Origin of the sequence: Gracilimonas sp. (genome assembly GCF_031581265.1) — a bacterium.
In the GTDB taxonomy this organism is placed as follows: Bacteria; Bacteroidota; Rhodothermia; order Balneolales; family Balneolaceae; genus Gracilimonas.
The window spans coordinates 1-16,054 of sequence record NZ_JAVLBQ010000050.1 but is presented as its reverse complement, the minus strand read 5'-3'; the positions used below and the strand labels follow the sequence as shown (position 1 = coordinate 16,054).

Here is a 16,054-nt window from a genome sequence, read left to right as displayed (position 1 = left end):
AGGCCCTGGAAGCTACCGCCCGGCAACTTCAGCAGTGGTTGGATCAACTCGATCAGGCCGACCATGATGATCCTTCTTATTCAGAATCGATAGCTTTAACTTGCCCGTTTTCCAACAGATAAAAAGTATCCCCAACATCTACGATATATCTCATATAATGATCGGAGATCAGAACCCCCTTCCCTTGCTTTTTCACGGCTTTAATATGTTCTATAATTTTTTCAATTAAAATGGGCGACAAACCGGTAAAAGGCTCATCCAACAACAGGAAATCTCTGTTTAGTGAAATCACAAATAGAATTTCCACGTACCTTCTCTCTCCGGTTGAAAGGTTTTTAATGTTGCTATCTTTTACCCGCTGAATAATGTCATCTTTATTAAAATCACCTTCATTTATCAATTCATTCACTTTTAGTGATGTCGGCAAAAATGATTTTTGGGGTAAATAAGCCAAGTGTTCAAATCGCTCTTTCTTTGAGGCTCTGTGAAGTCGTTTATCCCTGAAACGTGTTATTCCATTATCCGTATGAAGCTGTCCCGCCGCAATTTTGAACAAGGTGCTTTTACCGGAGCCATTCCTTCCAATCAGGCAGGTAATACTCCCTTGCTCAACTTCAAGATATACCCCCTTTAACACCTCCAAATCTTGGTAATTAAAGAACACGCTATCCAAGATCATTTTTGACTTACACATAGTGACCTATACTAAAGGATAACAACATTTTTATAATCAGCACTGACAAGTATGGGGGAAAGATGGATACATTTAAATTATCATAAAATGGAAGCTGGTTACTATTCTTAATTTCAAAATAACTAATTGCCGGTGTAATAAAGCCACTGTATAGAATCGCCCTTTGTATAATTGATAGAACATCACCGGGATTTACGTAAATCGGTAAGACAATCAGTAAGAGCAAAACTCCCATGTCTATCAGAAAATACTTTTTTAGAAGAATTTTATAAGCCAACCTTTTCATGTCAGATTATAGTAAAAAAATAGAATATGGTTCTTTTACTCCAAATCCCGCTCGCTTCTGAAGCTCTGCGTCGGAGCATACATTGAGGCTAACGAAATTTATTGATTGAAACCCAACGAGTTCTAAAGCCCGCCCTTTTGAGAAAGCTTTAAACCCGCTAAGTATGCATTTGTGCATTTATTTTGGTACTGTTACAACAGCAAATTTTAACTAACGGGATGTATAGATGAAAAGACAACTATTCAGTTATGGTATTTTGATGTTTTTATTGCTGGTATCAAGTTCCCTTTATGCACAAAAGAAAGATCTTGAACCGGCTGATTACGCACAATGGCAAAGTATTTATGGCACCGCTTTTTCTGATGATGCCAACTGGTTTGCCTATCAAATTTCTTTGGTTGAAGGAGACGGGTGGCTGATGCTCACCAACGTCAACTCTGATGAAGAGCATAAATTTATGTACAGCTCAAGCCCTGTTTTTTCGAACGATAATAAATGGTTTGCCTTCCGTATAGGAGTATCAGAAGATGAGGCTGAAAAACTGGAGGAACAAGATAAGCGAGTGCAATATGACTTGGGTCTGATGAACCTCGCCACATCAGAAGTGGATACTATCAAAATGATTCAGGATTTTGATTTCAATGAGACCGGAAGTCACCTTGTGATGCAAAAGTATAAAGCTGAAGGGGTGAAATCAGATGGCACGGATCTCATCCTTAGAGATTTAAGTACCGGATCGAATCAGCTGTTGGGAAATGTTTCCGATTATAGCTTTAACGACAGCGGCTCTCATCTTGCGCTTACTATTGATGCCTCCGAAAAACTCGGTAATGGCGTTCACTTGGTAAACTTGTCAAAAAATTCGGTTACCGTACTGGACAGTGACACCGAAACCTACAAAGGCCTCACCTGGCATGATGAAGACAATGCACTCGCTTTCATGAAAACGAAAAGTGATACTGTTCACAAAGACGAAACGCATACGGTTCACGCCTTTCCTAATGTAAACCGGCCAAGTTCTGCTATGACCTTTGATCATACCGAGAACAACAGCATTCCGGAACATCACAGAGTCGTGGATTTCGCCGGAATAACCTGGTCTGATGATGCTGAAACGGTTTTATTTGGCATCAAAGAGTGGGAGCTGGATACTGAAGAACCGGAAGATACCTCAGCCATTGCTAAGCTAAACGAAGGCATGGATCCAACTAATGTTGAAATTTGGCACTGGGAAGATGCTGAAATCCAACCCCAGCAGGAAGTACGACAGAATCAGAATCGTCGCGATAATTACTTATCTGCATGGCACTTGAATGATGATCGGTTTGTGCAGCTTGAAGATGATCAAGTTGAGAATGTAAATCTTACCGGAGATCAAAAACATGCCATCGGCTACGATCCGAATCCTTATGAACCTGCTTTCCGGGAACAATGGAATGACATCTACCTGGTTGATGTGGATACGGGAGATCGAACGATGATCCTTGAACGTCACGAAAATGCAAGCAGCAGTCCGGGTGGAGAATACGTACTCTATTTCAAAGATAATGACTGGTGGACCTACGATATCAGCGAAGAATCGCATACCAATATCACCGAAAATATTGATACCCGTTTTGAGAATTATAAAGCTGTTTTTGGCCGGGAAAATTTTCGTCCCTTTGGCAGCGGACAATGGGTTGAAGGCGATGAATGGGTCCTGCTTTATGACGAATACGATGTATATCGCGTTTGGGCTGATGGCAGTAACCACGAAAACCTGACCAACGGAACCGAAGACGAAATTCAGTACCGCCAAACCAGGTTGGATTATGAAGAAGATTACTTAGCTGACGGTGAGCCTATCTACTTCTCAAAATATGGATACTACACCAAAGACCACGGCTATGCCCGCTTAGATCGCAGAGACCGTCTGGAGGAACTTATCTACGATTCTAAAATGATAAACCGCCTGGATAAAGCCGAAGATGCCAACCAGTTTGTGTTCATGATGGAAAGTGCTACGGAGTCGCCAAACTTCTTCCACACCGGAAATAATTTCAATAACCCTAATCAAATTACGGATACCAATCCCCAGCAGGAAGAATTTCATTGGGCTGATGATGAGCTCATCACCTTCACCAATGCCCGTGGCGATAAGCTACAGGGACGCCTGCTGTACCCTGCCAACTACGAAGAAGGCAAGGAGTATCCCATGATCACTTATATTTATGAGCTGCGTTCGCAAAACATGCACAACTACAGCATCCCATCACGAACCAGTGCATATAATATGCGCCGGTATTCTTCCGAAGGATATTTTGTGTTTGAGCCTGATATCAATTACGAACTTCGTGATCCGGGAGTTTCTGCGGTTGAAAGTGTAGTTCCTGCCGTTGAAACCGTCTTGGAAACCGGCATGATCGATGAAGATAAAATCGGGCTGACCGGTCACTCCTGGGGAGCCTACCAAACCGCATTCATCATTACCCAAACTGATATATTCAACTCTGCTGTCGCAGGTGCACCACTCACCAACATGGTAAGTATGTATAACTCGGTGTATTGGAATTCTGGAACGCCCGATGCCCAGATTTTCGAAGTAAGTCAGGGTAGGTTTCCAGATCCATACTGGCAAGACTGGGATAACTTCATCGAAAACTCCCCCATCTTCCAAATGGAAGACAACACCACTCCTCTGCTTGTTGAATTTGGAACCGATGATGGTGCCGTAGATTTCAATCAGGGTGTAGAATTATACAACACCATGCGCCGGATGGAAAAACCGTACGTGATGCTGGTTTATGAAGGCGAGAATCACGGTTTAGCCCGCAAGGAAAATCAGATTGATTATGCCAACCGGGCTTTTCAGTGGCATGAGCATTTCCTTAAAGGGGAAGAAGCACCGGAATGGATCGAAAGTGGGATTCCCTATTTAGAACGACCTGCTATGCAAGAAGAATAACATTTTGGACATCAATCTATAAGAGCCTGCATCAATAATTTGGTGCAGGCTTTTTTTATATCTGTCAAACAATTCTAAATATTTTTTGACACTTTTCATGATCTTCCGTTTATTTATTTTAATTTTTAAAATAAATGCGCTATGGATATTCTTTCACGAATGGAAGAGTTGATTTTGTTATCCGTTTGGAAATTGCAAGATGAGGCTTATGGGTTGGAAATCAGAAAGCACCTTTATGAACTAACGGGTCAGGATTTATCAGTCGGAGCCGTGTATGTTCCTCTTAAACGACTCAAAAAACGAGGGTACCTGGAATCCTGGGACAGTGAGCCTACAGATGAACGGGGAGGTCGTTCGAAACGATTCTTTAAACTTACCCAAAAGGGGGTTGGGGCCTTGCAACAAGTGAAAACCGTTCAAGAACATGCATGGTCAGGGTTACCTGATATTGGATTTGGCTGGACCCCTTCTAAAAGTTAATTGCTATGTCAAAACCACGTCTCATTACTTCCCTACTGGATAAGATATTGCCGCCGGATCTACACCACATCATCGGTGATTTGGAAGAGGAATTTCATTATACCAAGCAAAAGGATGGCATAGCCAAAGCCAGGCTCAGGTTTTGGTCACAATGCATTCGGTCTATCCCATGGTTTATACTTCAATCATTAATCTGGAACACTACTATGTTTTTAAACTATCTGAAAGTAAGCTGGCGTAATATTAAAAAGCACACCGGCTTTTCGCTCATCAATATTTTTGGGATGGCAGCAAGTCTCTCTGTTTGCTTGCTTTTGATTTTATTTATCATCGATCAGAAAAGTTATGATCGATTTCATGAAAACAGTGAGCGTATTGTCCGGGTTACCTTTGAAAGTTCTTCTTCCGGTAGCATGTTTGCAACCACACCGGCTTCACTGGGGGATATTTTAGCAAATCAATATCCTGAAGTCGAGCAAACAGTTAAGGTGAACGGTGGTTTTTACGGTGATTTCCGATATTCTGAAATTGATGTACCCCTTTCAGGCTTTTATGCAGGTCAAGGTTTTCTGTCGGTTTTTAGTTTTGAATTGCTACAAGGTGATATTGAAACTGCCTTAAAAGAACCCGGAAGTGTGCTGCTTACGCCCGAAAGTGCTCAAAAATTATTTGGTAATGAAGATCCATTGGGAAAAGTAATTACAAAAATCGGTAACCGGGATTATACCGTTACCGGTATCATCGATAATTCCCCAAAAACACATTTCGATTTTGAAGCTATTGCATCTTATTCAACCTTAACGGCAGACCCAGACCGAAAAGACTATTTTGACAATTGGAAGAATACCTTATGGAATTCTTATACCTATTTACTACTGGATAAAAAAGCTGAAACTGATATTTTCGAATCTAAAATTCAGCAGCAAATTGACTTGAATTATATGGAGGAAGAGGGTTCAAGAATTGCACGTTTTGCCGTTCAGCCAATAACTTCCATCAATTTGGGTACTATGAATAATAATGAAATCGGATTCGTTATCCCCGGAGTAATTGCCTGGTTTTTAATTGGATTTACCGTTGTTATTACCCTCATTGCTTGTTTCAATTATGTGAGCCTGACCATTGCCCGGTCATTAAGCAGGAGTAAAGAAGTAGGTGTCCGAAAAGTACATGGGGCTCATCGTTCAAGCGTAATGAAGCAGTTTATACTTGAATCGATAATGATTGTGATGTTTGCTTTGCTGTTTTCAACTTTTTTATTGCAATGGCTATTGCCGGAATTCAACAGCTTATACTTTATCAATTTTATGAAAGCATCTGTGGATACTTCCCTATTGCTTCAGCCTGAGGTTCTTTTGGTCTTAATTGCATTCAGTGTAATAGTGGGAATTTCAGCTGGTCTTTATCCTTCCATTTATCTTTCATCTTTTAACCCGGCCCAGGTGCTAAAAGGTTTATCAAATACCCACAATATTTCAGGGCAAACATTAAAGAAGATAATCACGGTGGGCCAGTTCACCTTTTCCATCATTTTTATCACTACATCCATCATGTTGTACCTTCAATTTAACCATTTGGTAAACACCGATTATGGATTTAATGATGAAGCCACTATAAGTATACAGCTTAAGGATGTTCAATTAACTCAAATCAAAAATGAATTATCAGCAAACCCGGATGTGCAGTCTGTGACAACTGTTTTCCCTATTCCGGGTACAGGATCTACTTATATTGAAGAAGTTAGTTCGGTCACCGGTTCAGAAAAAATTGAGGCACCCTCATTTCGCGTTGATGAAAATTTTATCCCAACAATGGAATTGAATTTACTGGCCGGACGAAATTTCAACCCTACACTGAGTTCTGATTCTACCCATTCCGTTATTATCACTAAAGCATTAATGCAAAAATTAGGCTTTGATACACCGGTTGATGCAATAAATAAAGCCATTGAAATGACAAATTATGATGCCCCTGTTACCATAGCCGGTGTAGTTGACAACTTTGTAGCGACGGATATTACCAGCACAAATGACCCAAGCATACTGCTTTTTCAACCCAAAAAAAGCCGGTTTGCCCTCATCAAAATGCAACCCGGTAAAACCGTTGGTTTTGTAAATGAATTGGAGTCACTATGGGAAAACATGAACAGTGCCTTCCCACTTCACTACACCATATTAAACGAAGAACTGCGCAACAATCCAAGTTTAAGCGTTTTTATAGATATGATTAAAATATTGGGATTAATGGCTGTGTTCTCAGTATTTATTTCTTGTCTTGGGTTACTTGGATTGGCCATTTATTCTTCAGAAAACAGGGTTAAAGAAATTGGAATTCGAAAAGTACTGGGGGCTTCTGTCAACCAGTTGGTGCTTACGCTTTCTAAGGAGTATTTGTGGATGATTGCCATTGCGGTTTTAATCAGTATTCCGGCCTCATGGTTTATCAATTCCCTTTGGCTTCAAACCATGTCTAATAAAGCTGAATTTGGCCTTTCAGTTCATCTTTTTGGAGCGCTGTTGGCAACGGTTTTAGCATTGTTAACTATCAGCAGTCAAACATATCGTTCAGCAAAAACAAACCCGGTTTCTAACCTGCGTTCTGAATAGAGTTCAACCAATTTACCCCTGATACATCTCAGCCACATTTAGCAGCTTTCGTAAATCTACAACCCGTTCCATTTCCTCTTTTCGCTCATAGCTGTGAATGAGGTTTCGGATGCAACGTAAAATGATGTCCATGTTCGTGGCTATCTGGAAATGCTCCGGACGGGCTTCAATATTATTTTTCTTCAAAAAGAAATAGCATTGATCATAGGTAACTATAGCCCCGTTATCGTAGGGATCGATGAGTAACTCTTCTTTATCTCCCACGTAATTCAGCATAAAATGGATGGGCATATTGATGCCGAAAAAGGGCAGCTCAAGGCGCCTTGCTACGAACATTACAATAAGGCTAAGGGAAATAGGAAGTCCTTTTCGGTTATCAATAACCTTATCCAAAAAACAATTTCTTGGGGCATGATAGTCTTCCGCATCTCCCCTGAAATTCAAATCTTCGAAAATAAACTTAAGAAACCCCTTCATTTTACGTTTTTCATCAAGTTTATACTTTACCTGATGCTCAACAATGTCAGCAAAATGATCCAGTTTAGCCTGGTAATTGGATATTCTAAGGGTTGGATTTCCAAAACGAGCCAAAGTGAATATTGCCGTTTCCAAACTCCTTCTTGTTTTAACGCCTCCCTCTAAAATCTCCAGGAAATCCTGCTCCAGTGTCTCAAACGTCAGCTTATGGATGATTTCATTTACCTTTTCCCTGGCATCTTCTGTATTCACTTCCGCCCGATATTCATCCAGCAGAGGCACGGCATTTTCACCCAGTTCCTGCAACCGATTTTCCACACTTTCTTTCACAAACGGATCCGGATCATCCATTAAAAAAAGTAGTGACTCAATTTCATTTTTAGTGGTCATAATAAATTCCTTTGCTCTGAGCGGTCAAGATATTGATTCAATAAACCAATTACTGCTTATAAATCCGCTCGTTAACCTGTATATTTCACCGCTTTAATTAATCAACCGTATAACTGTTTTATGGATATAAATGTTTCTTCTGAAATCGGACATTTACAGGGGGTAATTGTTCACACTCCGGGACGTGAGGTCTCTTTGGTGAACCCCGAACTTAAAGATGAACTGCTTTTTGACGATATCATCTTTGAAGAAGATGCCCGCGGAGAACACCTTGACATGCTCGATATCTTTAAAGCCGCTATGCCCTCCGGCGGACAAGTAATCGAAATTGTAGATCTGCTGCTTGAAGTTTTTGAGCAAGATGATGCCCGTGCGTATTTTGTAGAACAATTCGTAAAAGAATTTCCGGAAGCAAACCTGCATGTCATCGAGCAAGAGATGACCAAGTTAAATAATCAGGATTTTGTAAACTTCATCGTACAAGGATACCTGAAAAACTCTAAAGGGTTTACCTTGAATCCTTCTCCTAACTTATTGTTTACCCGAGATCTTGCAGCCGTAGTAGGTGGAAATATTTTGATTTCAAAAGCCGCTAAAAAAGCCCGCCGGCGTGAATCTCTGATGATGGAAACCTTGGTTAATTTTCATCCCTTATTTAAATCGGTGAAAGAAAATGCCATCCGCATAGCAGGGCAGCAATCTATTGAGGGCGGTGATGTACTGGTGGTATCCAACAAACTGGTTTTAATTGGAATGAGTCAGCGCACTTCCTTTAGCGGATTGATCAAAGCCACGGAGGGATTATTAGATAATGGAGTAGAAACCGTTCTGGCGGTAGATATCCCGAAGCAGCGTTCATCCATGCACCTTGATACCATTTTCACCTTTGCTGATCACAATGAATGTATTGCTTTTCCACCGGCCATCATGGAACAAGAAGACAATGTTGTAGCCCTGTTCAAAGACGGAGATTCTATTAAAACCGAAACCCGTCAGTCATTGCTATTGGCTCTCGAAGAATGTACCGACAAAGATTTCAATTTCATCAAATGCGGTGGGGAAGACCGAACTAATCAGTTCCGTGAACAATGGACCGACGGTGCCAACGTTTTTGCCCTTGCCCCCGGAATAATTGTGGGCTACGAGCGTAATACCAACACTTTTAATTCCCTGGTTGAACACGGCTATGATTTAATGAATCAATTTGAATTTGTAGAAGAATACAGCAAAAAGGAACTGGACCCCAATTCGGGAAAAAAGATAGCCATCAGTTTTCAGGGGCATGAATTATGCCGGGGCCGGGGCGGCGCTCGCTGTATGACCTTGCCTATTTCAAGAAAACCGCTAACTGTTTAAAGAGAGACGATTGAGCCAAAATCCATTTCAAGACGAAATTACTACCGATTACGAAGTTATTTCATCAAAACAAGAGCCTAAGAATAAGCCTGACACCAAAACCATGTTAAAGCATCTGGGTTTGTTCTTGCTCACTGTTTTCTTTGTGACAATGACGGGAGCCAATTTTGTAGGGTTTGATCCGGTCCTATTTCCCTTCGGCATCCCAAATACCGGTGACATACTCCGCGGACTTTTGTTCGCCGGATTACTCCTCGCCTTTTTAACCTTCCACGAATTCGGGCATTACTTTGCCGCGGTTCACCATAAAATTAAGGTCACCTTACCCTATTATATTCCCATTCCCTTGGGCATAGGTACGCTTGGCGCAGTGATCCGTATCAAGGAACGCATCAATAAAATGCATAAACTTTTTGATGTGGGGGCCGCCGGTCCAGTAGCCGGTTTTATAGTGGCCTTAGCTGTGCTGCTCATTGGATTTGCCACTTTGCCCGAGCCGGATTTCGTCCAAAATTTTGCCGGTCACGAAGAACTCAAAGAATATGTAGCCCAAAATGGTGCTTATCCCGATTTCATAACCGATGAAGTAGAAGGACAGGGCGTGCTTACCGTTGGTAATACCATCCTCTATACAGCGCTTGCCTCCATGTTTGATAACGTCCCTCCAATGTGGGAGATGTATCATTTTCCGTTTTTGTTTGCCGGATGGCTGGGATTATTTTTTACCGCATTAAACCTCATGCCTGTCGGACAACTGGATGGGGGACATATTCTATATTCACTCATTGGATATAAAAAACACAGTATTGTCGCCCGGATTTTCTTTGCCTGTATTACCGCCTTAGCCGGAACAGAAGTCATCCCCGTACTCCGTGAATTAATTTCAAATTATGTACAGCTTCCCTATGCTGAATGGGTAGTCTGGGGGTTTGCCTTATATATCCTAATGAATAAAGCATTCCGCACAAAGGGATACTGGGTAAACGCTATGATCGGCCTTTCTGTACTCCTTACCATTGGATATTATTCTATTTTTGGAATTCCCGACCCCGGTCAATCCTCCTTTATCTGGCTTATATGGAGTTTCTTTGTTGCCTTTGTGGTGAAAGTGGAACATCCTCCCGTTCAGATCGAAGAGAAATTATCTCCCACTCGCCGCGTGATAGGATGGCTGAGTATGCTTATCTTCATACTCTGTATTAGTCCCAACCCAATTTATATGAATTAATGAAAACACTACGAATATTTAGCTTTTTAGTACTATCAATAGGATTATTCACCGCTTGTTCAGAATCTTCTCAATCTCTGGATCAGCAAGTGGATACTTTAATTGCAGAACAAAGTTTTGATGAAGCCCTGGCACTGCTTGAAGATCAAGAAGCCTCTGAGGAAGTAACATCACTCAAAGAAAATGTGCACCTGCAGCATGGTATCTACCTGATTTATAATGCCGATCCGGCTTCCATGCGGGAAAACGCCAATAATGCGTTAAGAGAGTTTATCTCAGTTTTAGAGATCAATCCTGATAATGAAAAAGCCCGCGCCGAAATTCAGCAGATTCTAAATATTTATCGAACCTTCCCTGACCGACAGCCGGCGCAGGATGTTCTTGATGAGTTAGAAGAATTCGGGTTTCAAATCTAATTGAAAAGTCGGAAGGAAAGCCACATAATCTCCTAAGCACTAACAAATATATTTTTTAGTGTTTTCGGGATTTAGTGGCAATAATGAAGTGACATTAGCACTGTATCACCACAAACCGTGATCAAATGAGCGACCAAAAAAAGACCACGCCAACCATACAAAACCGAAAAGCCCGGCACGATTATAACATCGAAGAAACCTATGAGGCCGGTTTGGTTTTAAAAGGAACGGAGGTGAAGTCATTGCGACAAGGCAAAGCAAGCTTTGCGGATACCTTTGCCTATATCCAAAACGGAGAGGTTTTTTTGCGGGATATGTACATTAAGCCCTATGAACATGGTTCCTATTACAATCATGATGAAACGCGTCCCCGAAAACTGTTGCTGAATAAACGGGAAATCAGAGAACTTGAAAAGGCGACAGAGCAAAAAGGCTATACCATTGTGCCGTTAAAGCTCTACTTCAAAAAAGGAAATGCGAAAGTGCTCATTGGTATTGCCAAAGGTAAAAAGCAGTACGATAAGCGCGAGTCCATCAAAGAAAAAGATGTGAAGCGACAAATTGAGCGTAACGTGAAGGGGAATTACAAGATCAACTTGTAGTTTTACTTGTCATACATTTGAGTAATTAACGTGAGTTCGAGATATAGTCTCTAAAATTATTATCCTTATAGATCTTAGATGGTTCGATGACAAAAAAGAGTTGGTCAGTCCTAAAACTTCCGAACCAATTGTACCACAACCCCAAAAGCTGTCATCCCGAGTAGCCCAAAATTAGCCGAAGAAAACCCTGCCTTACACGAGGGATCTCACTCGCCAATACTACCTGCCAGATCAACCATTGAGACCCTTCGCGTTATACCACCAGCCAACCCAAACTCTTTTCCCGCTCAGGGTGACAACTATTGAAGATATTCAAGAAAACCAAGCCTTAGCAAGTTCTTCCCATTTAGGGTTCATACTTTCAATAAGCTCTATTTTCTTTTATCGTCCGTCCAGTGGTAATAGACTAATGAATGAAGGTTATATTTTTTGGTAAAGCCTTCTACTAACTTATTCTTATGCTCATAAATTCTTCGCTCAAGTTTACCGGTCATACCGGTATAGATCATTTTAGAAGTATTACTTAGCATGTATACATAATAATCGTTTCTTCATACTCATTGGAGCGATGAAAATACAATTCCTTACACATTTTTTATTTGTCCTCGAATTATCTAACATCTACAAAGGTGACAACGAAGTCATAATTTTCAATCTAATTCAGGTGAATTAAGGGATTTTCCCCATGGATGCTCAATTAGATCTTATTTGAAAACTGGGAGCAGCACTTGGTGTTGGCCTGCTCATTGGTATAGAACGGGGATGGCACGGGCGCAAAGAAGATGAAGGCGATCGCATCGCAGGTATTCGCACTTTTAGCCTATCAGGATTATTAGGGGGAATTTGGGCCGTTTTAATTCCCTACACCGGCGAATGGATTTTGGGAATGGTATTCCTCGCATTTACGGGATTGATTATTGCTTCCTACGTATTCGAACAGAAAGTACTGGATGAAAAAGACATTGGCATCACCACTGAGGTTGGACTGCTTATCACCTATTCACTCGGGGCCTGGGCTGCTTTGGGATATCAAATTGAATCCCTGGCTTCGGCGGTGGTAGTGATGACGATCCTGAGCGTGAAACCAGTACTCCACGGCTGGCTTCAAAAAATTGAAGTGGAAGTCATTTATGCCGGTATTAAGCTGTTAATCATTTCTGTGATACTGCTCCCGCTGCTGCCCAACCAAGGCTACGGTCCATGGGACACCCTCAATCCTTATTGGATTTGGTGGATGGTAGTACTGATATCCGGATTGTCTTTTATAGGATATCTTTTGGTGAAATACGTGGGGCAGGATAAAGGCACGATACTTACTTCCATTATCGGCGGACTGGCTTCTTCAACCGCCGTAACCATAAGTCTGGCACAATTTGCCAAGCAATATGAAAAGGCACAACACCGGATTTTTATAGCCGGAGTGTTGATTGCTTCCACCATTATGTTGGGGCGGGTTTTCATTGAAGTCTCTGTGGTGAACCCGGCCCTGTTAACACCACTCTGGATTCCACTGGCCGTGATGCTGGTGTTAACCGTGGGTTGTGTGATTTGGCTTTGGTTGAAATCAGAGAAAGAATCGCCGGAAGAAAACCCCACTTTAGATTTAGGGAATCCGCTTCAGCTGCCAACTGCCCTAAAATTTGGAGCATTATTAGCCGTGATCCTGGTCTTAGCCACAGCCCTTCAGGAATGGTTTGGAGATCAGGGGATTTATCTTCTTTCGCTGCTCTCCGGTTTGATGGATGTGGATGCCATCACGCTTTCCCTTTCTAAAATGGCCCAATCCGAAATTACCGCTTCGGTAGCCACCCTCGGTATTGTGATTGCTGTGATTTCCAATACCATTGTTAAAGCCGGGCTCTTTATTTTTTGGGTCGGGTGGAAGAAAAGCATCGAACTGCTTTGGATGATTTTATTGATCTCGGCCGGTGGGGTGTTGAGTGTGTGGTTGTTTGTGTAGCAGGTCTCAGAAAAAAGAGATCCACTTCTGGCAATACCTATTATTCATAACAAAGTAATTTAAGCCTGAACCCATCCATCACCCCGCTCTCATCGAATTATGCACTTTTATGCGACTCTTACCGAGCGGAAAGATGGATTACTGTTTTTGATTATTTCATTACAGGGCCTAATGTCTGAGCCTGGAAAAGAAATTGAACTCTGAAAAGCACACATCTCAAATCGGTCATTCGGTCTATCGGTTAATCGAAATTCATTCATGTTGATTTACGATAGATCGATTTTCGGTTTGCGATGGACGATTGATAGTGCATCGACTGGAGGTTTTGTACTCGCTCTTGCGCTCTGCGTTGGAGCGAATGGGTTGGCTTTAGTATTTACTCTCATCACATTGATCCCACATTACTGTTCATTTTTTCTTGATCCGCCGGTAGTCGGACGAGTAAAAAACGAACCAAAAAATCAAGAAAACACAAGATGGTAAGCATCCCAACCTATGAATCCTATCCAGTTTACCCGGGTTGGCTGCCGTTGATAAAAGTTTTCCCTGTGTTTTCAGATGCTTTTGTTTGACTACTTTGGTTAAAGAATTAAGGATGTCTATCGGGTATTTTATGTAATTACCTCCCTTATTCCCCGTTAGAAATCAATCCTTCCTAAAATACCCCTTGAGCCTATTTCTCCATTTTTGAATTCAAATATTTCGCCTGCTCAGGCTTCTTGTTCATTTTGTCTTGATACAAAACGAACCAAAAAATCAAGAAAACACAAGATGGCGAGCATCCCAACCTATGAATCCTGTCCAGCTTACCCGGGTTGGTTGCCGTTGATAAAAGTTTTCCCTGTGTTTTCAGATGCTTTTGTTTGACTACTTTGGTTAAAGAATTAGGGGATTTTCGGAGTTTGAGCTGATTTCGATGGGGGAGGCTTGACTTCATTCTGACACTTAGGTGTGCGGGACAAGCGCTCTTTTTTCTGAGGCCGGATCAAAAAATTCACAAATCGGTCTATCGATCGTTCGGTTAATCGCAGTTCATTCAAGTTGATTTGCGATAGATCGATAGACCGAATTGCGATAAGCGATTTATAGAACATCCACTGGGGACTTGATGTAGTTGCCGCCTTTATTGCCCGTTAGAAATTAATCACCTAAAATACCTCTTGATCTTATTTCTCCATTTTTGAATTCAACTATTTCGCCTGCCCAGGCTTCTTGTCCATTTTTTCTTGATAAAAAACGAACCAAAAAATCAAGAAAACACAAGATGGCAAGCTTCCCAAGCAATGAATCCTTCCCAATTTACCCGAGTCAGTTGGCGTTGATAGAAGTTTTACCTGTGTTTTCAGATGCTTTAGGTTGACTGGTTTGGTTAAAGAATGTCTACCGGGGATTTGATATAATTACCGCCCTTATTTATCACGTGAGTGTAGATCATCGTGGTCTTGAGGTTTTTGTGGCCGAGGAGTTCCTGGACGGTGCGGATGTCGTAGCCGTTTTGGAGCAGCTGTGTGGCGAAGGAATGGCGGAACGTGTGGCAGGTTACTTTTTTGTTGATGTTGGTCTTTGCTACGGCTTTTTTTAGTTTTCTTTGAATTTGCCGGTTTGAGATGTGATACCGGTGTTCCTTATTGCTACGTGGATCTTTTGATATTCTTGACGATGGAAACAAATACTGCCATCCCAAACTCATTTGTTCTCCGGGATATTTGCGGGCCAACGCTTTGGGTAAAATCGCCTTTCCATACCCTTTGGCCACATCTTTTTGATGGATAACTTTTACTTTTTTGATTTGCTGTCGGAGTTTTGGGATACATTTTTGAGGCAATAAACTTACGCGGTCTTTATTTCCCTTTCCTGAGCGAACCCACAACTGTCCATTTTCGAAGTCAACATCTTGTACGCGCAGCCGAAGGCATTCCGATATTCTGATCCCGCTGCCGTAAAGCAGCTCACAGATCAACAGTGTTCTTCCTCGCAGGTGCTGCAAAATCATCATCACCTCTTTATGTGAGAGCACAACCGGAAGCTTTCGCGGTTTTTTAGCTCTTTTCAAATTATCCAGTTCCAGGCTTTCTTTGCCAAGTACGTTTCTATACAAAAATAATAAGGCTGATAATGCTTGATTTTGTGTACTTGCCGCTACGTTTTTTTCGTTTGCCAAATGATTCAAGAATTGTTCTACTTCTTTATCTCCCAGTTTTTTGGGATGAACTATTCCATGAAATTGAACATACCTAACGATCCACCGCGTATAAGCCTGTTCCGTTCGATAGCTATAGTTCCTGCGTCGAATTTCTTGCCTAACCTTCTATAATAACTTTGATTTGCCCATAACATACTTGTTAAGATTAATAATGTTGCTATATTGTTAGAGCGATGAAAAAGCAATTCCTTACAATAAAAGTTGGATTTTATCCGACGTGGTTCTGCGACACTTTCTTCGCATAAAAACTAAAAAAATGTCGTTTGCTGGTGTAAAGGCGGAGTGCGGAACATTATGCGACGTCTTATAAGATACCCCAAGTCGCATATTAATATGTTAGGGCGCGTCAGGCGCATTACTTTCTGTCAAAATATGTGGGCTTCCAGCCGGTGGTAATTTTTGGGTCAGGTAG

The 16,054-nt window shown here is 41.5% G+C and carries 11 protein-coding genes and 1 pseudogene; 8 read left to right on the top strand and 4 right to left on the bottom strand.

The genetic code is table 11. From position 1 onward, the window contains the following. Window positions 1–76 precede the first annotated feature (76 nt). Entirely contained in the window at window positions 77–694 is a 618-nt protein-coding gene (locus RI561_RS13200; RefSeq protein WP_395080713.1) for an ATP-binding cassette domain-containing protein, read from the bottom strand. 512 nt (window positions 695–1,206) lie between these two features. Here RI561_RS13200 and RI561_RS13195 point away from each other — a divergent pair. From RI561_RS13195 to RI561_RS13185, 3 genes are all read left to right on the top strand, one after another. Beyond that, window positions 1,207–3,924 (top strand): alpha/beta hydrolase family protein, encoded by a 2,718-nt coding sequence (locus RI561_RS13195; protein ID WP_395080712.1) that lies wholly within the window; start codon window positions 1,207–1,209, stop codon window positions 3,922–3,924. Between the two features lie 141 nt (window positions 3,925–4,065). Further along, window positions 4,066–4,404, top strand: a complete 339-nt coding sequence (locus tag RI561_RS13190; RefSeq protein WP_395080711.1) for a PadR family transcriptional regulator — start codon at window positions 4,066–4,068, stop codon at window positions 4,402–4,404. A gap of 5 nt (window positions 4,405–4,409) precedes the next feature. Then, window positions 4,410–7,010, top strand: coding sequence for an ABC transporter permease (locus tag RI561_RS13185; protein ID WP_395080710.1), 2,601 nt, complete (start codon window positions 4,410–4,412; stop codon window positions 7,008–7,010). A gap of 12 nt (window positions 7,011–7,022) precedes the next feature. Here the strand turns inward: RI561_RS13185 and RI561_RS13180 are convergent, their stop codons facing one another. Beyond that, complete coding sequence (locus tag RI561_RS13180) at window positions 7,023–7,877, bottom strand: transglutaminase family protein (RefSeq protein ID WP_395080709.1); 855 nt, start codon at window positions 7,875–7,877, stop codon at window positions 7,023–7,025. Window positions 7,878–7,997: 120 nt separating this feature from the next. Here RI561_RS13180 and RI561_RS13175 point away from each other — a divergent pair, with 120 nt between their 5' ends. From RI561_RS13175 to smpB, 4 genes are all read left to right on the top strand, one after another. Beyond that, window positions 7,998–9,233 carry an arginine deiminase family protein gene (locus RI561_RS13175; RefSeq protein WP_395080708.1) on the top strand — a complete coding sequence of 412 codons (1,236 nt, stop codon included), beginning with the start codon at window positions 7,998–8,000 and terminating at the stop codon, window positions 9,231–9,233. Between the two features lie 10 nt (window positions 9,234–9,243). Further along, a complete protein-coding gene (locus RI561_RS13170; RefSeq protein ID WP_395080707.1) occupies window positions 9,244–10,461 on the top strand; it encodes a site-2 protease family protein in 1,218 nt (405 codons plus the stop codon). After that, complete coding sequence (locus RI561_RS13165; RefSeq protein WP_395080706.1) at window positions 10,461–10,877, top strand: hypothetical protein; 417 nt, start codon at window positions 10,461–10,463, stop codon at window positions 10,875–10,877. The genes RI561_RS13170 and RI561_RS13165 overlap by 1 nt, the downstream gene beginning before the upstream one ends. 125 nt (window positions 10,878–11,002) lie before the next feature. After that, window positions 11,003–11,479: an SsrA-binding protein SmpB gene (gene smpB / locus RI561_RS13160; RefSeq protein WP_395080705.1), complete on the top strand. Its 477-nt coding sequence runs from the start codon at window positions 11,003–11,005 to the stop codon at window positions 11,477–11,479. Window positions 11,480–11,850: 371 nt separating this feature from the next. Here the strand turns inward: smpB and RI561_RS13155 are convergent, their stop codons facing one another. Beyond that, window positions 11,851–12,009, bottom strand: coding sequence for a GIY-YIG nuclease family protein (locus tag RI561_RS13155; protein ID WP_395080704.1), 159 nt, complete (start codon window positions 12,007–12,009; stop codon window positions 11,851–11,853). Window positions 12,010–12,194: 185 nt separating this feature from the next. Here RI561_RS13155 and RI561_RS13150 point away from each other — a divergent pair, with 185 nt between their 5' ends. Further along, a complete protein-coding gene (locus RI561_RS13150; RefSeq protein WP_395080714.1) occupies window positions 12,195–13,439 on the top strand; it encodes an MgtC/SapB family protein in 1,245 nt (414 codons plus the stop codon). Window positions 13,440–14,808: 1,369 nt separating this feature from the next. Here the strand turns inward: RI561_RS13150 and RI561_RS13145 are convergent. Then, window positions 14,809–15,735 (bottom strand): annotated as a pseudogene (locus RI561_RS13145) (integron integrase); the annotation flags it as partial. Window positions 15,736–16,054: the final 319 nt, after the last annotated feature.

Bases quoted from the DNA above. Each gene is read 5' to 3' on its own strand.
- RI561_RS13190 (WP_395080711.1), top strand. From the start codon at position 4,066: ATGGATATTCTTTCACGAATGGAAGAGTTGATTTTGTTATCCGTTTGG.
- RI561_RS13155 (WP_395080704.1), bottom strand. From the start codon at position 12,009: ATGCTAAGTAATACTTCTAAAATGATCTATACCGGTATGACCGGTAAA.
- smpB (WP_395080705.1), top strand. From the start codon at position 11,003: ATGAGCGACCAAAAAAAGACCACGCCAACCATACAAAACCGAAAAGCC.
- RI561_RS13185 (WP_395080710.1), top strand. From the start codon at position 4,410: ATGTCAAAACCACGTCTCATTACTTCCCTACTGGATAAGATATTGCCG.
- RI561_RS13200 (WP_395080713.1), bottom strand. From the start codon at position 694: ATGTGTAAGTCAAAAATGATCTTGGATAGCGTGTTCTTTAATTACCAA.
- RI561_RS13195 (WP_395080712.1), top strand. From the start codon at position 1,207: ATGAAAAGACAACTATTCAGTTATGGTATTTTGATGTTTTTATTGCTG.
- RI561_RS13180 (WP_395080709.1), bottom strand. From the start codon at position 7,877: ATGACCACTAAAAATGAAATTGAGTCACTACTTTTTTTAATGGATGAT.
- RI561_RS13175 (WP_395080708.1), top strand. From the start codon at position 7,998: ATGGATATAAATGTTTCTTCTGAAATCGGACATTTACAGGGGGTAATT.
- RI561_RS13165 (WP_395080706.1), top strand. From the start codon at position 10,461: ATGAAAACACTACGAATATTTAGCTTTTTAGTACTATCAATAGGATTA.